Below are 16,710 nucleotides of genomic sequence, written 5' to 3'. Positions count from 1 at the left end.
CCGGTCATGGCTGACACACTGTCGGCCATGACCGGCCCTCACGCGCTCAAGCCCTTCCTCCTCGCCTTCCCCGGCCCGCTCCGCGACCGGCTCGTCGCCGCGGTCCTCTCGGGCGAGAAGGTCGCCACGACGGGGCTCCTCGCGGAGTACGAGATCGAGAACGAGGAGCTGCCCGAGGTGGGCGAGCGCTCGGCGCTCATCGACTCCGCCGGGCGCGAGGTCGCGGTCGTCGAGCTGACGGAGGTCCAGGTCCTGCCCCTGGGCGAGGCGGACCTACGGCTCGCCCTCGACGAGGGCGAGGGCTTCCTGTCGGTGCCGGAGTGGCGGGAGGCGCACGAGCGCTTCTGGCACGGCGAGGAGATGCGGGAGGCGCTGGGGGACCCGGGGTTCGTGGTGGACGACGGGACGAGGGTGGTGGTGGAGCGGTTCAGGGTGGTGGAGTTGATTCAGGGGCACTGAGTGGCGAGGACCGTGAGGAGGCGCTGCGCGAGTTCTCGGATCTCCCGGTGGTCGTCGGTCGCGGCTGCCCGGCGGAGTAGCGGGAGGAGCTCGGGGTCGTCGCGGCGGAGGTCCACGAGGACCCGGAAGGCGGTGAGCCGGACCGAGGGGTCGGGGTCGTGGGCGAAACGGTCCTGTGCCAGGGCCGCCAGCTCAGGGCCGCCGGCGCACTCCAGGAGGTACCCCAGGACGGTGGCCCGTACCTGGCCGGCCTCGTCATGCACGGCGAGGTCGTGGGCCAGGCGCACCGCCTCCACGCCGTCGTCGTCCTCGGTCATCAAGTGTCCGACCACCGCGACGCGCACGTCCGCGTCGGGGTGGTTCCGCGCAAGTTCGACGGCCAGGCCGTGCGCCCCCTCGTGATCCAGGGACTCGAGCCACATCAGAGCCTGGGCGCGGACCTCCGGACTCGCGTCGTTCCGACCCCGGTCGAAGAGGAAGTCCCGGACCGCCACCTCGTTCTCGCCGTGTGCCACCAGGAGATCCAAGCCGTACTGACGGATCCAGCCGAACTCGTCGTACGTCAGCCGATCAGTGAACAGGTCTGCCAACGGCCCGTCCGGGATCCCCGCCTCGGCCAGGCAGCGGAGGGCGGCCCAGCGCACGGTGAGGTTCTCGTGCCGGGTCAGCTCACAGAGGTGCGCGTGCGTGCCCGGCTCGTCCGACCCGATCTCCCGTACGGCGTCGATCGCGGCGGACACCACCTCGGGGCTGCCGTCTTTCCTCAGCAGGTCTTGGACGAGCGCACGGACCGCCGGCTCATCGCCGGTCCTCGTCACCACGGCGGTCAGTGCCGTACCGCGGAGCACGGGATCGACGTCCTCCAGCGCGGACCGCAGCAGCTCGACCGCTTCTGTTCCGTCCTCGGCGTGCAGGGCGAGCGCCCGTACGACCGGGTCACGCAGGTTGGGATCGTCGCGCAACCCGTCGAGCGCGACCCGGGCTTCCGGCGTGGCGATCCGGTGACGCTCCAGACATTCGAGCGCCACTTCGCGCACATCCGTGTCCGCGTCACCGAGCCGCTCCACGGCGAGCCGGGCCACCCAGTCGGGGGCGGCGTCCTCGCTGTACTTCAGGCGTCTCATGAGCGCCGCCCTCATCGCGGCACTCGGTTCCTGCCGAAGGCAGTGCGCCAGCCACTCCCCCGACGCCGTGTCACGGCCCGCCCAGTCCATGAGCAGGCCCGCCGCACTGAGCCGCGCCGCCCTGCCGGATCCGGTCAGGGCTGTGTCGGCGAGGAGTTCGGCGCTGGGCGGCTCCCCACCACCGCGCAGGAACAGGTGGATCCGCATGGCGAGCCGGCTGATGGAGCCGTCCAGCACCAGCCAATCCTCCTGGTCCCCTCGGGTCCACGACAAGCACCACCGCAGATAGTCGTCCCGGCCCGCCCAGTCGGCGCCGAGAGACGTCAGCGTCGGCCCCAGGGACTTCACGTGCTCGGAGGGATGGAAGGTGGCGATGCCCAGCTCTCGGGTGAACGCGAACAGCCGGATCGTCCGCCGCACCAGTGCCCTGCTCTGCGGGGCCAGTGCCCCGATGCGGCGGGTCTCCGCCAGGCAGCGGGCGACGAAGGCCACTCCGGCGAAGGCCCCGTCCGTACGGTCTCCCACCGGTGTCTCGATGAGCTTCGGCGCCAGCAGCCGGTCGATCACCCCCGCCACGAACCGTTCGTCCAACAGCCCCACCAGCAACAGCAGGATCTCGTGCCACGTCGGGTCGTGGACCTTCGTCGCGAAGAGGTTCTGGAGGTCCCCCTCCGACAAGCTGCGTTCGTGGTTGAAGCGGTGGGCCAGGTCCGTCGCCGTGAGGTACTCGAGGAACGTGCGGTGGACGAAGCCGTAGATCTCGCCGCCGAAACGGCTGAGGATGAAGTTGCGGTGGCGGAACTGGTCCAGCATCACCCGGGCCGCGGTGGCCGCGCGGTCCGGAGCCAGCGCGTAGCGGTCCTTCAGGTACTCCTCGAAGCTCTTGAGGAGGTCGGGGCCCGCGATGTGGTTGCCGGAGACGCCGCCGTGGCCCTCCTGCATCCGGCGGGCGATGAGCCGCAGGAGTTCTCGCTTGTCCTCGGGGCCGAGGTACGGGAGGTGTTCCTCGACCTGACGGTCCCTGAGGTATTTGCTGGGGTCCCAGTGCTCGACCAGCACGTCGACGGCGTGCTCGTACACCGTGCGCCGGTCGCGCGGGAGTTCGCGTCGGCGGCCGATGATGGCGAGGATCGTGAGGATGAGGGGGTTGCCCGCGAGCTCCCGGACGGAGGTGGACGTGTCGACGGCCGTCGTGACGCGTTCGATCAGTCTCCTGGCCTGCTCGGGGTCCTCGGGGTACGCGAGCGAGAACCACTGCTCCGCGAACGCGCCGATCTGGGCCCGGTCGAGGTCCTGGAGCATGAAGTCGGTGAAGCCGGCACCGTCGAGGACCGCCCGCTGGTAGCCGTATCCACGTGAGGTGACGACGACGCGGGCCCGGGGATGGCGCGCCGCGAATCCCGCGATGCGGCGGGTGACCGCGTCCCGGATGTCCTTCTCGAAGAGTTCGTCCAGGCCGTCGAAGATCACGAGAGCCGTGTACGGGCCTTCCCCCGTCAGGAGCGCGGCCAGCTCTCCGGGTGGAAGCCCCAGGCCCTCCGTCGCGTACTGATGGGCGAGGAAGTCCTCGAAGGACCTCTCGCGCCAGGCGGGCTGCGCGTACTCCCGGAGTTCGACGATCAGCGGGAGGCTGCCGTGCAGTGCGTGGAGGCCCGGAGGGGGCTCGGGGGACGTGAGGACGAGTGCCAGATAGCGGGCCAGGGTGGACTTGCCCGAGCCGGGGTGGCCGAGCAGGACGACGCGGTCGTGCTCGGGCGCGGTCAGGACGTCGAGTACGGGCAGCGGCGGACGCTCCTGGTAGGCGCGGCGGACACGGTCGACCGTCTCGCGGTCGATGCCCGGCGGCAGGTCGTGGAGCTCCGCCTCCGTGGGGTCCATGAGGCGGCGCAGGAGTTCCTGCGGCAGTTCGACGGGCGGCGGGTCGGCCCGCACGGACTGCGGGACGAAGACGTCCCGCAGCTGCACGACCGGGTGCTCGTCCTGTTCGCGGAGGGGAGTGAGGACCTCCAGGTCGAGGCGACCGTAGCGCTGGCGGACGCGGGTGGCGTAGGCCGCGCGGGCCGACTCGAACTCCGGCTCCACGGGCTGGGGCGGCACGGATCCGAGGGTGACGTGGACGTCGCCCTGGACCCCGCTGATCTGGGTGAGGGGCCCCTGGACGGTGGCTCCGGACGCTGTCTGGGGCGCCTTCCGGCGCTTGAAGAAGCCCCTCATGGGGCGGAGGGGGCCGGAGGTTCGATGCGTACCGAGCCGCCCACCCCGTCGATCTGGTGCAGGTTCCCCGCCGTACGCGTTCCGTGGGCCGACTGCGTTCCGCCGCCCCGGCCCTCGGCGGGGGCGGCGGTGGGCGGGGCGGCCGTCGTCGGGCCGCCGCCGGTGATCACGACGTCGCCCGTGACGTTCCTGATCTGGTGCAGCCCGCCGCCGGTCACCGCGTGGTCCGCGGACTGCGCGGAGCCCCGGGCGAGGAAGGCCCCGAGGGCGAGCACGAAGCCGCCGATCGTGAAGAACAGGCTGAGGACGCTGCTCCACTTGTCGGCGGCGTCCAGGCCCTGGAGGACGAGGAACGTCACGAGGCCCCCGAGGGTCAGGACCGCGCCAACAGAAATGAGCAGTACGCGTTTTGTCACCCCGTCATACTGCCCTGCCCACTCCCTCGTCGTCAGCCCACCGCCTTCGCCGCCGCCCTGCCCGCCGCCCTGCCCGAGAAGACGCAGCCGCCGAGGAAGGTGCCTTCGAGGGAGCGGTAGCCGTGGACGCCGCCGCCTCCGAAGCCCGCTGCCTCGCCGGCCGCGTAGAGGCCCTCCAGGGGTTCGCCGCCCTCCGTCAGGACGCGGGAGTCCAGGTCGGTCTCCAGGCCTCCGAGGGACTTGCGGGTGAGGATGTTGAGGCGTACGGCGATCAGGGGGCCCGCCTTGGGGTCGAGGATGCGGTGCGGGGTCGCCGTGCGGATGAGCTTGTCGCCCAGGTATCTGCGGGCGCCTCGGATCGCCGTGACCTGGAGGTCCTTGGTGAAGGGGTTGGCGATCTCTCGGTCGCGGGCGGTGATCTCGCGGCGCAGCGCGGCCTCGTCGATCAGCGGTTCGTCGGTGAGCGCGTTCATGCCGCGGACGAGGGCGGAGAGGTCGTTCTCGACGACGAAGTCGACGCCCTTGTCCATGAACGCCTGGACCGGGCCCGGTACGTCGGCGCGGGCGCGGCCGAGGACGTCGCGGACGGACTTGCCGGTGAGGTCGGGGTTCTGTTCGGAGCCGGAGAGGGCGAACTCCTTGCCGATGATCCTCTTGTCGAGAACGAACCAGGTGTGGTCGTGGCCGGTCCGCATGATGTGTTCGAGGGTGCCCAGGGTGTCGAAGCCGGGGAAGAGCGGGACGGGCAGCCGCTTGCCGGTCGCGTCCAGCCAGAGGCTGGAGGGGCCGGGCAGGATGCGGATGCCGTGCCGGGCCCAGATGGGGTTCCAGTTCTCGATGCCCTCGGTGTAGTGCCACATCCGGTCGCGGTTGATGTGGCGGGCGCCGGCCTTCTCCGCGACGCCGAGCATCAGTCCGTCGACGTGGGCGGGCACTCCGGAGAGCATCCTCGCGGGCGGGGTGCCGAGGCGCTCGGGCCACTGCGCGCGGACCAGGTCGTGGTTGCCGCCGATGCCGCCCGAGGTGACGATCACGGCCTGGGCGCGCAGTTCGAAGGCGCCGGTGGGGGTGCGGGTGCTCGCGGTGCCACGGGCGGCCGCGGAGGGTTCCAGGATCTCGCCGGTGACGGTGTCGACGGCGCCGGCGGTACGGCCGAGGGCGGTGACCCGGTGGCGGAAGCGGAGCTGGACGAGGCCGCGGGCGACGCCCTCGCGGACCGTGCGCTCGAAGGGGGCGACGAGGCCGGGGCCCGTACCCCAGGTGATGTGGAAGCGGGGGACGGAGTTGCCGTGCCCGTTGGCGTCGTAGCCGCCGCGCTCGGCCCAGCCGACGACGGGGAAGAAGCGCACCCCGCGCGCGTGGAGCCAGGCGCGCTTCTCGCCGGCGGCGAAGTCGACGTACGCCTCGGCCCACTTCTTCGGCCAGTGGTCCTCGGTCCGGTCGAAGCCGGCCGTGCCGTACCAGTCCTGGAGGGCGAGGGCGTGGCTGTCCTTGACGCGCATCCTGCGCTGTTCGGGCGAGTCGACGAGGAACAGGCCGCCGAAGGACCAGTGGGCCTGGCCGCCGAGGGACTGCTCGGGTTCCTGGTCGAGGAGGATCACGGTGCGGCCGGCGTCGACCAGCTCGGCGGTGGCGACGAGGCCGGCGAGGCCGGCCCCGATCACGATCACATCTGCGTCGTAGGACATGGACCGCATCTTGGATACACGGATGTATCGAGTCAACCTTTTCTCCGGTCGCACACCTCTCCCACTTTGTAATGTCGGACATTAATATGGAGGTATGGCGAGAACATCGGGGCCTGAGACCCGGGAGAAACTGATCCGCGCCGCGGAGGAGCTCTTCGCCGCCCAGGGCGTCCACGGCGCCCAGCTGCGGGACGTCGTGGCCCGCGCCGGGCAGGCCAATCCCTCGGCCGTGCAGTACCACTTCGGTTCGCGCGACGGGCTGCTCGACGCGGTGATGGCCGGCCGCCAGGCGCGGACCGAGACCGTGCTCGCCCCGCTGCTCGCGGCCGCCCCCGACGAGCTCCGCGCCCTGGTCGCGGCCCTCGTCACGGCCGAGGCGAGCGAGCTGCGCACCGACCGGGGACGTCGCTGTCTGCGGATCTCCGCGCAGCTCAGCCACGAGAGCGGCGTACGCGCCCGCACCCCGCACCCCACGCTCGCCGGCACCGGCTACTGGCGGCTGATCGAGCGGATCGCGGACCGCCTCGCCGACGACGGGCTGCCCGAGCCCCTGCTCCTGGAACGCCTCGACCTGGCCCTCACCGTGGTCGGCGCGGCGATGGCGGACCGGGCCCGGCAGTACCTCGACGGCACCGAGCCCCTCACCGGCGAGGAGCTCTTCCTCGCCGATCTGGTCGGGACCACCACCGCCCTGCTGCGTGCCGCACGGCCGGAGCGGGCGCACCACCGAAAGGATCCTTCATGAACGACCTCACCGGCAGGACCGTCCTCATCACCGGCGGCGCCCGTGGCCTGGGCGCCGAGGCCGCCCGGCAGGCGGTGGCCGCCGGCGCGAACGTCGTCCTCACCGACGTCCTCGACGAGGACGGCAGGGCGACCGCCGACGCGCTCGGCGAGCGGGCCCGCTTCCTCCGCCACGACGTGACCTCCGAGGAGGAGTGGGCGGCGGCCGTCGCGTACGCCGTGGCGGAGTTCGGCGGGCTGCACGGTCTGGTCAACAACGCGGGCATCTCCACCGGCGCCTTCCTGGAGACCGAGTCCGTCGAGCACTTCCGCAAGGTCCTCGACATCAATCTGACCGGTGTCTTCATCGGCATGAAGGCCGCGATACCGGCGATGAAGGAGGCCGGCGGCGGCTCGATCGTCAACATCTCCTCGGCCGCGGGCCTGATGGGCCTCGCCCTGACCGCCGGATACGGCGCCTCCAAGTGGGGTGTGCGCGGTCTCACGAAGATCGGCGCGGTGGAGCTCGGCACGGCGGGGATCCGCGTCAACTCCGTCCACCCGGGCATGACGTACACCCCGATGACGGCGTCCGTCGGCATCGAGCGCGGCGAGGGCAAGTACCCGAACACGCCGATGGGCCGGGTCGGCGAGGCCGACGAGATCGCCGGCGCCGTCGTCTTCCTGCTGTCGGACGCCGCCTCGTACGTGACCGGCGCCGAGCTGGCGGTCGACGGCGGCTGGACCACCGGCCCGACGGTCAAGTACGTCATGGGGCAGTGAGCCGGCGGGCGCCTTCGGCCGCCGGGCCGTTTGGTTGGATGACGGCATGAGCGCCGAAGAGATCCTTGACGTCGTCGACGAGCACGACCGGGTGATCGGACAGGCCCCGCGCGGCGAGGTGTACGCGCGGGGTCTGATCCATCGCTGCGTCTTCATCCGCGTCCGGGACGCCGAGGGCCGGGTCTTCGTCCACCGCAGGACGCCGACGAAGCTGGTCTTTCCCTCGATGTACGACATGTTCGTCGGCGGTGTCGTCGGCGCGGGCGAGTCCTACGACGAGGCGGCACTGCGCGAGGCCGAGGAGGAGCTGGGCGTCTCGGGGCTCCCCCGCCCCGAGCCCGTCCTGCGTTTCCTGTACGACTCCGGGGGCGTGGCCGGGAAGTGGTGGTCGGCGGTGTACGAGGTGCGGTGCGAGCTGCCCGTGGCACCGCAGACCGAGGAGGTCGCCTGGCACGCCTTCCTCACGGACGAGGAGCTCGCCGGGCGGCTGCGCACCTGGGAGTGGGTGCCGGACGGCCTCGCCGCGTACGAGCTGCTGCGGGCTCGTGGGATGGGCGGCGCGGACTCTGACGGGGCCTAGGGGGAGCGAGCCCGGCATGATCGGCGAGACACCGCCTAGGGTGCAGGTGTGAGCGACTTCGTACAGAGCCTGCGGCTGTGGTTCGCACCGCAGCGGATCCGGGACGAGGGAGAGACCCCCGACTACCGTTTCTCCCTCGCCAACGAGCGGACCTTCCTCGCCTGGATCCGGACCGCCCTCGCCCTGGTCGGCGGCGGGTTCGCCGTGGACCAGTTCCTGCCGGACCTGCGCTGGGGCGTACGGGTCGGGCTCGCGCTCGCCCTCCTCGCGGCCGGAGTCCTGTGCGCGCTGCGCTCGGTGAACCACTGGGTGCGCTGCGAGCGGGCGATGCGGCGCGGCGACGACCTGCCCGGGTCCCGGTTCCCCGCGGTCCTGAGCCTCGCCGTGGCGGTGGTGGCGCTGACGATGATGGTGGTCGTGCTCTTCGGCTGGGCGGAGCGGTGACGACGGCGGTCGAGGCCCGTGACCCCGGGCTCCAGCCGGAGCGGACGCGGCTCGCGTGGCGGCGTACGACCCTGTCGTGCACGGTCGTGGCGGTGCTCGCCGTCAAAGCGGCCCTGCACGACGACATCACGGCGCTGGGACTCACCGGGCTCGCGCTGTCGGCGCTGGTGTGGATCGGGTTCCTGGCCGTCGCCCACCGCCGGATCCGGACCCTGAGCGCGGCCAGACCCGCTCCCCTCTCCCACCGGGGCGCGCTGCTCGCCGCGGTCTGCACCCTCGCGCTCGCCGTCTTCGGGGCGGCGATGATCTGGTGACCGTGGACGTGACCGGCGGGGCGGGGGCGGTGCGGTGCCCGTGGCCGGTCGCGGCGCGCGGTCGCGGTCGTGGTTTCCCGTGAGCTCGGCGGGCTGGCACTCTTCCCCTGTCCGGTCAGGCTCTCCACCGGGGGAATCCCTTTGTCTGCCACCACCGATCCCTATGTGGTCACGCTCGCTCCGCACGTCCACGCCTTCGTCCAGCCCGACGGCGGCTGGTGCCTGAACAACGCCGGCTTCCTCGGCGACGCCCGCGAGTCCCTGCTCGTCGACACCGCCGCCACCGAGCGCCGGGCGCGGCTGCTGCGCCGGGCGGTGCTCGCCGAGGGACTTCCGCTGCCGGGGACCGTCGTCTCCACCCACCACCACGGCGACCACACCTACGGCAACGGGGTGTTCCTGCCGGAGGCGCGGATCGTGGGTCACGAGAACTGCCGCAGCGAGCAGCTCGCCGCCGGCCACCAGCTCCATCTCCTCTGGCCCGGAACCGACTTCGGGAAGATCGACATCCTGCCGCCGTCCGTCACCTACCGGGACCGGCTGACCCTGTACGTCGGGGACATCGAGGTACGGGTGATCCACCCGGGCCCCGCGCACACCACGGGCGACTCGATCGTCCACCTCCCCGAGCAGGGCGTGGTCTTCACCGGCGACCTGGTCTTCCACGGCGGGACGCCGTTCCTGCCGATGGGTACGCTCTCCGGCTCGCTGCGCGCCCTGGAGCTGTTGCGTTCGCTGGACGCGCCGACCGTGGTGCCGGGGCACGGGCCCGTCGCCGACCCCTCGGTGTACGACGCGACGGAGCGGTACCTGCTCCGGGTGCGGGAACTGGCCGCCGAGGGATACGCGAAGGGGGCCACGCCGCTGGAGACGGCGCGGCGGGCCGAGCTCGGCGAGTTCGCCGCGTGGCGGGAGAGCGAGCGGCTGGTGGCGAACCTGCACCGGGCGTACGCGGAGCTCGACGGCCTTCCGGAGGGAGCGCCGCTCGATCCGGTGCGGGTCTTCGGGGACATGGCGGCGATGAATGGTGGGGAGCCGGTGGCCTGCCACGCGTAGCCCTGCGGCGGGCGGCGGGCAGGCTGCCGGGTGCGGGGCCTCGCAGGGTGCGGGGCCGCTGGTGGTGCGGGTACGCGCGGGGGGGGCGGAGGCGCCCGCCAGGGCGCCGTCCCGTGTGCCCACACGGCGGGGCAGGGGTTACCACTTGGTGGGAGTCCAGTCCGGCCTCGCGCGCCTCATCGCCGCCGTGTCGTCGCGGTCGCGGAGGGTGCCGTCGTCGTCCAGCCAGCGGCGGTGCAGGGCCGCGAGGGCGGGGTGGTCGAGGTCGACGCCGAGGCCGGGGGCGTCGGAGACGGCGAGCCGCCCGTCTTTGAAGACGGGGCGGGTGGTGACGACGTCCTCGGTCTGCCACGGGTAGTGGGTGTCGCAGGCGTGATGGAGCTCGGGAAGGGTGGCGGCCACCTGGGTCATGGCGGCGAGGCTGATGCCCAGATGGGTGTTGGAGTGCATGGAGAGCCCGACGCCGTACGTGCGGCAGAGCGCGGCCAGTTCGCGGGTGCGGTGCAGTCCGCCCCAGTAGTGGTGGTCGCAGAGGACGATCTGTACCGCCCCTTTCGCGAAGGCCTCGGGCACCTCCTCGAAGGTGGTCACGCACATGTTGGTGGCGAGCGGCAGGTCGGTGCGGGCGGCCACCTCGGCCATGGCGCCGGTGCCGCTCGCGGGATCCTCCAGGTACTCCAGTACGCCCTTGAGTTCGCGGGCCACGGCGAGCGAGGTCTCCACGGACCAGGCGCCGTTGGGGTCGAGGCGGAGCGGACGGCCGGGGAACGCCTCGGCGAGCGCGCGGATGGCGGCGATCTCCCGCTCGGGCTCGAACACCCCGCCCTTCAGCTTGAAGGACCGGAAGCCGTGGGCGCGGTCGAAGCGGCGGGCCTGGGCGACGATGCCGGCCGGGTCGAGGGCCGGGCCCCAGTCGTCCGCCGGGGCGCCCGCGCCCGGGTGGGCGGCCCAGCGGTAGAAGAGGTAGGCGCTGTACTCGACGGTGTCGCGGACCTTGCCGCCGAGGAGGGCGTGGACGGGCAGGCCGAGGGTCTTGCCGAGCGCGTCGAGGCAGGCGGTCTCGAAGGCGGAGACGACGGAGAGGCGGAGCTTGTCGGCGGTGCGGACTCCGCGCAGTCCGCCGGCGTTCACTCCCGCGCCGTCGGGCTCGTCGACGGCCAGGGCCGGGTCCGGGTCGCCGGACGCCGGGTCGACCGCCGCCGCCAGGGCGAAGAGTGCGTTCACGTCCGTGACCGGATGGCCCGGCAGTGCGTCGGCCAGCGGGCGGGCCAGGTCCAGGTAGGCGGTGTCGCCGTACGTCTCGCCGAGGCCGCTCACCCCTCCCCTGGTGATCACTTCGACCACGAGCCGGGGCGTGTAGGGCTGATGGACTCCCTGGACGTTGAGAAGAGGCGGGTCGGAGATGAGGATCGGGGTCAGCCGGACTTCCTCGACGATCAGCTTCGCATCCATATGTGAACCCTATTCAGGGACACGATCAGAGACCAGAGTGCGGGAGGCGCTTTCCGTGCTCCCCCTGGACGACATACCGACTGGTCGGTCATCATGAACGCCGACCGAAGCCGATCCGGAGGTACGCACGTATGAGTTCCGCCCCGCCGCCAGGTCTCGACCCCGAGCAGCTGCGCCGCTTCCTCGACCGCGAGCGCCCCGGCCTGGTGTCCGGCCCTCTCGAAGCCCGGCTGATCGAGGGCGGCCGGTCGAACCTGACGTACGTCGTCACCGACGGCACCGGCCGCTGGGTCGTCCGCCGGCCGCCGCTCGGCCACGTCCTCGCCACCGCGCACGACATGCGGCGCGAACACCGCGTCATCAGCGCGCTGCACACCACGGACGTGCCCGTCCCGGAGACGCTGCTGCTCTGCGAGGACGATTCCGTGCTCGGCGCCCCCTTCTACATCATGGAGTTCGTCGAGGGGACGCCGTACCGCTCGGCCGGGGAGCTCGCCCCGCTCGGCCCCGAGCGCACCCGCGCCGCCGTCCTCGGTCTGGTCGACACCCTCGTCGACCTGCACGCCGTGGACCCGGCCGCCGTGGGGCTCGGCGACTTCGGGCGGCCCGACGGCTTCCTCGACCGGCAGCTGCGCCGCTGGGGCAAGCAGCTCGACGCCTCGCGCGGCCGTGAACTGGCCGGGATCGACGAACTGCACGCCGCCCTCGGCCGGTCGCTGCCCGTCTCGCCGCAGCCCACCGTGATCCACGGCGACTACCGGCTCGACAACGTCCTCATCGACGGCGACGACCGCATCCGGGCCGTCCTCGACTGGGAGATGTCCACCCTCGGCGACCCGCTCACCGACCTCGGGCTTCTCGTCATGTACAGCACGCCGCTCGGCCTGCCGGACTCCCCCGTCTCCACCACCGCCACGGCCCCGGGGCACCCGAGCGCCGCCGAGCTGGTCGAGCGCTACGCGGCCCGCTCGGGCCGCGACACCTCCGCCCTCGCCTGGTACACGGCCTTCGCCTGGTTCAAGCTCGCCGTGATCCTGGAGGGCATCCACTACCGCTGGACCCTCGGGCAGACCGTCGGCGCGGGCTTCGACCGCATCGGCGACCTCGTCCCCGTCTTCATCGAGCACGGTCTGACCACCCTTCAGGAGGGCTGAACCACCATGGACTTCGCCTACGACGCCCGCACCGAGGAACTGCGGGCGAAGCTCCTCGCCTTCATGGACGAGCACGTGTACCCGGCCGAGGCCGTCGCCGAGGAGCAGCGCGCCCTGCTCACCTCCCCGTGGGACACCCCGGCGGTCGTCGAGGAGCTCAAGGCCGAGGCCAAGCGGCAGGGCCTCTGGAACCTTTTCTTTGTAGACCAGCACAGCCTTCCCGACGCCGAGTACGGTGCCGGGCTGACCAACCTCCAGTACGCGCCGCTCGCCGAGATCACCGGACGCAGCCCGCACCTGGCCCCCACCGCCCTCAACTGCGCCGCCCCGGACACCGGGAACATGGAGCTGCTCGCCCAGTTCGGCGACGAGGCGCAGAGGAAGCAGTGGCTGGAGCCGCTCCTCGCGGGCGAGATCCGCTCGGCGTTCGCGATGACCGAGCCCGAGGTGGCCTCGTCCGACGCGACGAACGTCGAGACCCGGATCCGGCGGGACGATGGGGGCACCTCCCGCTCGAGCGGAGCCGAGAGTGGGGGATCGTACGTCGTCGACGGACGCAAGTGGTACATCTCCGGGGCGATGAACCCCGACTGCAAGGTCTTCATCGTCATGGGCAAGACCGACCCCGACGGGGCGGACCCCCGGCGCCAGCAGTCGATGATCCTCGTGCCGCGCGACACCCCGGGCGTCGAGGTGCGGCGCGCGATGCGGGTGTACGGGTACGAGGACCACTCCCACGGCGGCCACGCCGAGGTGATCTTCGAAGGGGTCCGCGTCCCGGCCTCGAACCTGATCGGCGAGGAGGGCGGCGGCTTCGCCATCGCGCAGGCCCGGCTCGGCCCCGGCCGCATCCACCACTGCATGCGGCTCATCGGGATGGCCGAGCGGGCCGTGGAGCTGATGTGCCGGCGCGCGGTCTCCCGTACGGCCTTCGGCAAGACGCTCGCCCAGCAGGGCGTCGTGCAGAACTGGATCGCGGACGCCCGGGTGACGATCGAGCAGCTGCGGCTCCTCGTCCTCAAGACGGCCTGGCTCATGGACACCGTCGGCAACCGTGGCGCCCACACCGAGATCCAGGCCATCAAGATCGCCACTCCCCGAGCGGTCGTCGACATCATCGACAAGGCCGTGCAGGCGCACGGGGCGGGCGGGGTGTCGCAGGACTTCCCGCTGGCCGAGCTGTGGGCGGCGGCGCGGACGCTGAAGCTCGCGGACGGGCCGGACGAGGTGCACCAGCGGTCGCTGGCGCGCCGGGAGCTGAAGAAGTACCTGTAGCGGTACGACGGAGGGGCCCGCGACCGACCGGTCGTGGGCCCCTTCGTCATGGGTACGTCTCAGGGGCGCAGGGCCCGCAGGAGGAGGTCGGCGAGGTGGCCGGCTACCTGTTCGGGGGTGAGCGGGCCGTCCGGGCGGTACCAGGTGGAGAGGTGGTGCACCGAGCCGAAGTGGTAGTCGACGACCAGGTCGGCGGGGGTCGCGGAGGAGAACACCCCGGTGCGCTGGCCCTCCTCGACGAGGGCGCGGAACCGCTCATGGTAGCGGCGGCGCTCGGAGCGGACCTGCTTGTTCTTCTCCGGGCTGAGGTGGTGCATGGAGCGGAAGAAGATGGCGGCGTCGTCGAGGTTCTCGATGGTGGTGACGACCACGTCGGCCGCGGCGGAGCGCAGCCGGTCCTCGATGGGCGCGTCGGCGTCGGCGTACGCGTCGAGACGCTCCTGCTGGAGGCGGAGTACGCGCGCGTAGACCTCCTGGAGGAGGTCCTCCTTGGAGCCGAAGTAGTGGTAGAGGGCGCCCTTGGTGACCCCTGCGGCCTCGACGATCTCCTGGACGGAGGTGCGGTCGTACCCCTGCTCGGCGAAGAGCCGGGTGGCGGCGGCGAGGAGCCTCTGGGGGACGGGTGTACCGCTCCCGTCCGTCGTCCTGGCCATGCTCCGCCGCCTTCCTTGGTGATCGTTTTCGGTCAGGGGAACAGGTTCCCGCCGCTAGATCTTCCCATCGATCCGGGCACCGGTTAACGGGTACCCGTCTCCCAGGCCTGCTGGACGTGGTTCATCGTGGTCAGCCAGCGCTCGGGATCGGTGGCCCGGTTGCGGTAGTAGCCGGCGACCTCGGGGTGCGGAAGGACGAGGAAGCGGTCGGCGGCGATGGCGTCGAGGAGGGCGTCGGCGACGTCCTCGGGCTCGATGGCGGTGGGGGCGAGGACGAGTTCGCCGGCCGTTCCCGCGGCGGTGAGCATGTCCGTACGGACGCCCTGCGGGCAGATGGCGTGGACCTCGAGGCCGCGGTGCCGGTAGGTGAGGGAGAGCCATTCGGCGAAGGCGTACGCGCCGTGCTTGGAGACGCTGTACGGCGCCGCGCCGATCATGGTGAGGAGTCCTGCGGCGGAGACCGTGGAGACGAAGCGGCCGCTGCCGCGCTCCAGCCACTCAGGGAGGAGGGCGCGGGCCGCGCGGACGTGGGCCATGACGTTGACGTCCCAGGCGGCGGCCCAGACGTCCTCGTCGGCGAAGGCGTCGCCGGGCGAGGAGAGCCCGGCGTTGGCGCACCAGACGTCGACGGTGCCGCCGAGGGCCTCGCGGGCCTCGTCGACGACGGCGGAGGCGTCCCCGGGGACGGCGAGGCCGCCGATCTCCTCGGCGACGGCCTTGGTGCGGACGGGGTCGAGGTCGTTGACGACGACCCTGGCGCCTTCGGCGGCGAACCTGCGGGCGAGGGCGGCGCCGATGCCGCCGCCCGCTCCCGTGACGACGACTCCCCGGCCCTGGAGCTCGTTCCTGTCCGCGTTCATGGACCCACCTCTCGGCTGTGACGACCCGGACAGACTAACCAGTCGGTATGTGACGGGGGAAGACCCGTTCCGCACGCCTCGTTCCCCGGGGCGGCCAGGAGCGCTAGCGTGCGTGCCCATGTCACCCCGAGGAGGTTCCATGGGCCTGTCGCGACGGAGTCTGCTGGCCGCCGGAGGCGCGCTCGGGGCGGTGGCGGCCACCGCGCCCACCGCGTCGGCCGCCCCCGGGCACGGCCGCGTGCGGACCGGCTTCGAGCGGCTCGCGGCCGACGGGTACGGGCTCCTGGCCGGCGAGCGGGTCGGCGTCGTCACCAATCCGACCGGGGTCACCCGGGAGGCCCGGCACCTCGTGGACGTGATGCACGCCGACGAGCGGGTCGACCTGGTCGCCGTCTTCGGCCCCGAGCACGGCTTCCGCGGCACCGCGCAGGCGGGCGGCTCCGAGGGGCGGTACGACGACCCCGCGACCGGACTGCCGGTCTACGACACGTATCTGAAGAGCGGGCAGCCGCTCGCGGACGTCTTCACCGCCTCTGGCGTGGACACGGTCGTCTTCGACATCCAGGACGTCGGCGCCCGCTTCTACACCTACATCTGGACCCTGTACGACTGCATGGTGGCCGCCGCCCTGGCCGGGAAGCGGTTCGTGGTCCTGGACCGGCCGAACCCGGTGACCGGGCGGGCCGCGCTCGGACCCGTCCTTGACCGGGCGTTCGCCACGTTCGTCGGACGCGAGCCGATCGCGCAGGCGCACGGCATGACGGTGGCCGAGCTGGCCCTGCTGTTCAACGGCGAGTTCCTGACCCGGCCGGTGGCCCTGGAGACCGTACGGATGGCGGGCTGGCGGCGCGCGGAGTTCTTCGACGCGACCGGGCTGCCCTGGGTGCCGCCCAGCCCGAACATGCCGACGCCGGAGACCGCGCTCGTCTACTCCGGCACCTGCCTCTTCGAGGGGACCAACCTGTCCGAGGGTCGGGGCACCACCCGCCCCTTCGAACTCCTCGGCGCCGAGGGGATCGACCGCCGGTGGGCGGAGGCGGCGAACGCGCTCGGCCTGCCCGGAGTCCGGTTCCGTGAGGCGTACTTCGCGCCGACCTTCTCCAAGTTCCAGGGGAAGACCGTGGGCGGGGTGCAGCTCCACGTCGACGACCGGGAGTCCTTCGACCCGGTACGGACGGGGATCGGGCTCCTGATCACCGCCCGGAGCTCGTGGTCCGGCTTCGCCTGGCGGGCGGACCACTGGATCGACAAACTGACCGGCTCCACACGGGTGCGGACGCTGGTCGACGCGGGCGCGGGCGTCGACGAGACCGTGGGGGCGTGGCAGGCGGACCTGTCGGCCTTCCGTGCGGTGCGGGAGGAGTACCTGCTCTACCGGTGAGGGCGGTGGGGACGCCGACGGACGGGCGGGCCGACGGTGAGGGCCGCTGGAGCGCTGTCGGCCGGGGGCTGTCCCCCGGTCGACACGGGTGCGGGCGGGATGTTCCCGGGGGTGTCCCTCCGGCCACGCTGGTC

At 72.2% G+C, this 16,710-nt stretch carries 16 protein-coding genes; 10 read left to right on the top strand and 6 right to left on the bottom strand.

Going from position 1 to position 16,710, the window contains the following annotated elements; all coding sequences use genetic code 11:
• Positions 1 to 27: 27 nt before the first annotated feature.
• Positions 28 to 459 carry an ASCH domain-containing protein gene (locus tag ACZ4VK_RS20525; protein WP_468353856.1) on the top strand — a complete coding sequence of 144 codons (432 nt, stop codon included), beginning with the start codon at positions 28 to 30 and terminating at the stop codon, positions 457 to 459.
• On the opposite strand, the gene ACZ4VK_RS20520 is transcribed toward ACZ4VK_RS20525, so the two are convergent.
• The 3 genes from ACZ4VK_RS20520 to ACZ4VK_RS20510 are packed head-to-tail and all read right to left on the bottom strand — an operon-like array spanning position 447 to position 5,901.
• On the bottom strand, positions 447 to 3,797 hold the full coding sequence (locus ACZ4VK_RS20520; protein ID WP_468353854.1) for an NACHT domain-containing protein: 3,351 nt from the start codon (positions 3,795 to 3,797) through the stop codon (positions 447 to 449). The two genes, ACZ4VK_RS20525 and ACZ4VK_RS20520, sit on opposite strands and share 13 nt — an antisense overlap.
• A complete protein-coding gene (locus tag ACZ4VK_RS20515) occupies positions 3,794 to 4,213 on the bottom strand; it encodes a hypothetical protein (RefSeq protein ID WP_468353852.1) in 420 nt (139 codons plus the stop codon). Before ACZ4VK_RS20515 ends, ACZ4VK_RS20520 begins: the two co-directional genes overlap by 4 nt.
• Positions 4,214 to 4,245: 32 nt before the next feature.
• The gene (locus ACZ4VK_RS20510; protein ID WP_468353850.1) at positions 4,246 to 5,901 is read right to left on the bottom strand and encodes an FAD-binding dehydrogenase; all 1,656 of its coding nucleotides are present in this window, start codon (positions 5,899 to 5,901) and stop codon (positions 4,246 to 4,248) included.
• Positions 5,902 to 5,995: 94 nt separating this feature from the next.
• On the opposite strand from ACZ4VK_RS20510, the gene ACZ4VK_RS20505 reads away from it, so the two are divergent.
• The 6 genes from ACZ4VK_RS20505 to ACZ4VK_RS20480 all read left to right on the top strand — a co-directional run bounded on the left by ACZ4VK_RS20505 (position 5,996) and on the right by ACZ4VK_RS20480 (position 9,801).
• Positions 5,996 to 6,646, top strand: coding sequence for a TetR/AcrR family transcriptional regulator (locus tag ACZ4VK_RS20505; protein WP_468353848.1), 651 nt, complete (start codon positions 5,996 to 5,998; stop codon positions 6,644 to 6,646).
• The gene (locus ACZ4VK_RS20500) at positions 6,643 to 7,407 is read left to right on the top strand and encodes a glucose 1-dehydrogenase (protein ID WP_468353846.1); all 765 of its coding nucleotides are present in this window, start codon (positions 6,643 to 6,645) and stop codon (positions 7,405 to 7,407) included. Before ACZ4VK_RS20505 ends, ACZ4VK_RS20500 begins: the two co-directional genes overlap by 4 nt.
• Before the next feature lie 46 nt (positions 7,408 to 7,453).
• Complete coding sequence (locus tag ACZ4VK_RS20495) at positions 7,454 to 7,987, top strand: NUDIX hydrolase (protein WP_468353844.1); 534 nt, start codon at positions 7,454 to 7,456, stop codon at positions 7,985 to 7,987.
• Positions 7,988 to 8,035: 48 nt separating this feature from the next.
• Complete coding sequence (locus ACZ4VK_RS20490; protein ID WP_468353842.1) at positions 8,036 to 8,431, top strand: YidH family protein; 396 nt, start codon at positions 8,036 to 8,038, stop codon at positions 8,429 to 8,431.
• Positions 8,428 to 8,745 carry a DUF202 domain-containing protein gene (locus tag ACZ4VK_RS20485; protein WP_468353840.1) on the top strand — a complete coding sequence of 106 codons (318 nt, stop codon included), beginning with the start codon at positions 8,428 to 8,430 and terminating at the stop codon, positions 8,743 to 8,745. The genes ACZ4VK_RS20490 and ACZ4VK_RS20485 overlap by 4 nt, the downstream gene beginning before the upstream one ends.
• A 135-nt stretch (positions 8,746 to 8,880) precedes the next feature.
• Positions 8,881 to 9,801, top strand: a complete 921-nt coding sequence (locus tag ACZ4VK_RS20480; RefSeq protein ID WP_468354333.1) for an MBL fold metallo-hydrolase — start codon at positions 8,881 to 8,883, stop codon at positions 9,799 to 9,801.
• Positions 9,802 to 9,939: 138 nt separating this feature from the next.
• On the opposite strand, the gene ACZ4VK_RS20475 is transcribed toward ACZ4VK_RS20480, so the two are convergent.
• On the bottom strand, positions 9,940 to 11,253 hold the full coding sequence (locus ACZ4VK_RS20475; RefSeq protein WP_468353838.1) for an enolase C-terminal domain-like protein: 1,314 nt from the start codon (positions 11,251 to 11,253) through the stop codon (positions 9,940 to 9,942).
• A 131-nt stretch (positions 11,254 to 11,384) separates the two neighbouring features.
• Between ACZ4VK_RS20475 and ACZ4VK_RS20470 the strand changes: the two genes are divergently transcribed.
• Complete coding sequence (locus ACZ4VK_RS20470; protein WP_468353836.1) at positions 11,385 to 12,407, top strand: phosphotransferase; 1,023 nt, start codon at positions 11,385 to 11,387, stop codon at positions 12,405 to 12,407.
• Between the two features lie 6 nt (positions 12,408 to 12,413).
• Positions 12,414 to 13,682 carry an acyl-CoA dehydrogenase family protein gene (locus ACZ4VK_RS20465; RefSeq protein ID WP_468353834.1) on the top strand — a complete coding sequence of 423 codons (1,269 nt, stop codon included), beginning with the start codon at positions 12,414 to 12,416 and terminating at the stop codon, positions 13,680 to 13,682.
• A gap of 59 nt (positions 13,683 to 13,741) precedes the next feature.
• Here ACZ4VK_RS20465 and ACZ4VK_RS20460 read toward each other — a convergent pair whose 3' ends face one another.
• Positions 13,742 to 14,335, bottom strand: coding sequence for a TetR/AcrR family transcriptional regulator (locus ACZ4VK_RS20460; protein WP_389682472.1), 594 nt, complete (start codon positions 14,333 to 14,335; stop codon positions 13,742 to 13,744).
• Positions 14,336 to 14,418: 83 nt separating this feature from the next.
• Positions 14,419 to 15,195: an SDR family oxidoreductase gene (locus ACZ4VK_RS20455; RefSeq protein WP_468353831.1), complete on the bottom strand. Its 777-nt coding sequence runs from the start codon at positions 15,193 to 15,195 to the stop codon at positions 14,419 to 14,421.
• A 139-nt stretch (positions 15,196 to 15,334) separates the two neighbouring features.
• Here ACZ4VK_RS20455 and ACZ4VK_RS20450 point away from each other — a divergent pair, with 139 nt between their 5' ends.
• Positions 15,335 to 16,576 carry an exo-beta-N-acetylmuramidase NamZ family protein gene (locus ACZ4VK_RS20450; RefSeq protein WP_468353829.1) on the top strand — a complete coding sequence of 414 codons (1,242 nt, stop codon included), beginning with the start codon at positions 15,335 to 15,337 and terminating at the stop codon, positions 16,574 to 16,576.
• The last annotated feature ends 134 nt before the right edge of the window (positions 16,577 to 16,710 follow it).

Source organism: Streptomyces sp. NPDC028711, assembly GCF_055565415.1.
This window is presented reverse-complemented; position numbering and strand designations above follow the sequence as displayed.

Coding starts and splice junctions, on each gene's coding strand:
- ACZ4VK_RS20525 (WP_468353856.1), top strand. CDS start 28: ATGACCGGCCCTCACGCGCTCAAGCCCTTCCTCCTCGCCTTCCCCGGC.
- ACZ4VK_RS20520 (WP_468353854.1), bottom strand. CDS start 3,797: ATGAGGGGCTTCTTCAAGCGCCGGAAGGCGCCCCAGACAGCGTCCGGA.
- ACZ4VK_RS20510 (WP_468353850.1), bottom strand. CDS start 5,901: ATGTCCTACGACGCAGATGTGATCGTGATCGGGGCCGGCCTCGCCGGC.
- ACZ4VK_RS20505 (WP_468353848.1), top strand. CDS start 5,996: ATGGCGAGAACATCGGGGCCTGAGACCCGGGAGAAACTGATCCGCGCC.
- ACZ4VK_RS20500 (WP_468353846.1), top strand. CDS start 6,643: ATGAACGACCTCACCGGCAGGACCGTCCTCATCACCGGCGGCGCCCGT.
- ACZ4VK_RS20495 (WP_468353844.1), top strand. CDS start 7,454: ATGAGCGCCGAAGAGATCCTTGACGTCGTCGACGAGCACGACCGGGTG.
- ACZ4VK_RS20475 (WP_468353838.1), bottom strand. CDS start 11,253: ATGGATGCGAAGCTGATCGTCGAGGAAGTCCGGCTGACCCCGATCCTC.
- ACZ4VK_RS20470 (WP_468353836.1), top strand. CDS start 11,385: ATGAGTTCCGCCCCGCCGCCAGGTCTCGACCCCGAGCAGCTGCGCCGC.
- ACZ4VK_RS20465 (WP_468353834.1), top strand. CDS start 12,414: ATGGACTTCGCCTACGACGCCCGCACCGAGGAACTGCGGGCGAAGCTC.
- ACZ4VK_RS20460 (WP_389682472.1), bottom strand. CDS start 14,335: ATGGCCAGGACGACGGACGGGAGCGGTACACCCGTCCCCCAGAGGCTC.
- ACZ4VK_RS20455 (WP_468353831.1), bottom strand. CDS start 15,195: ATGAACGCGGACAGGAACGAGCTCCAGGGCCGGGGAGTCGTCGTCACG.
- ACZ4VK_RS20450 (WP_468353829.1), top strand. CDS start 15,335: ATGGGCCTGTCGCGACGGAGTCTGCTGGCCGCCGGAGGCGCGCTCGGG.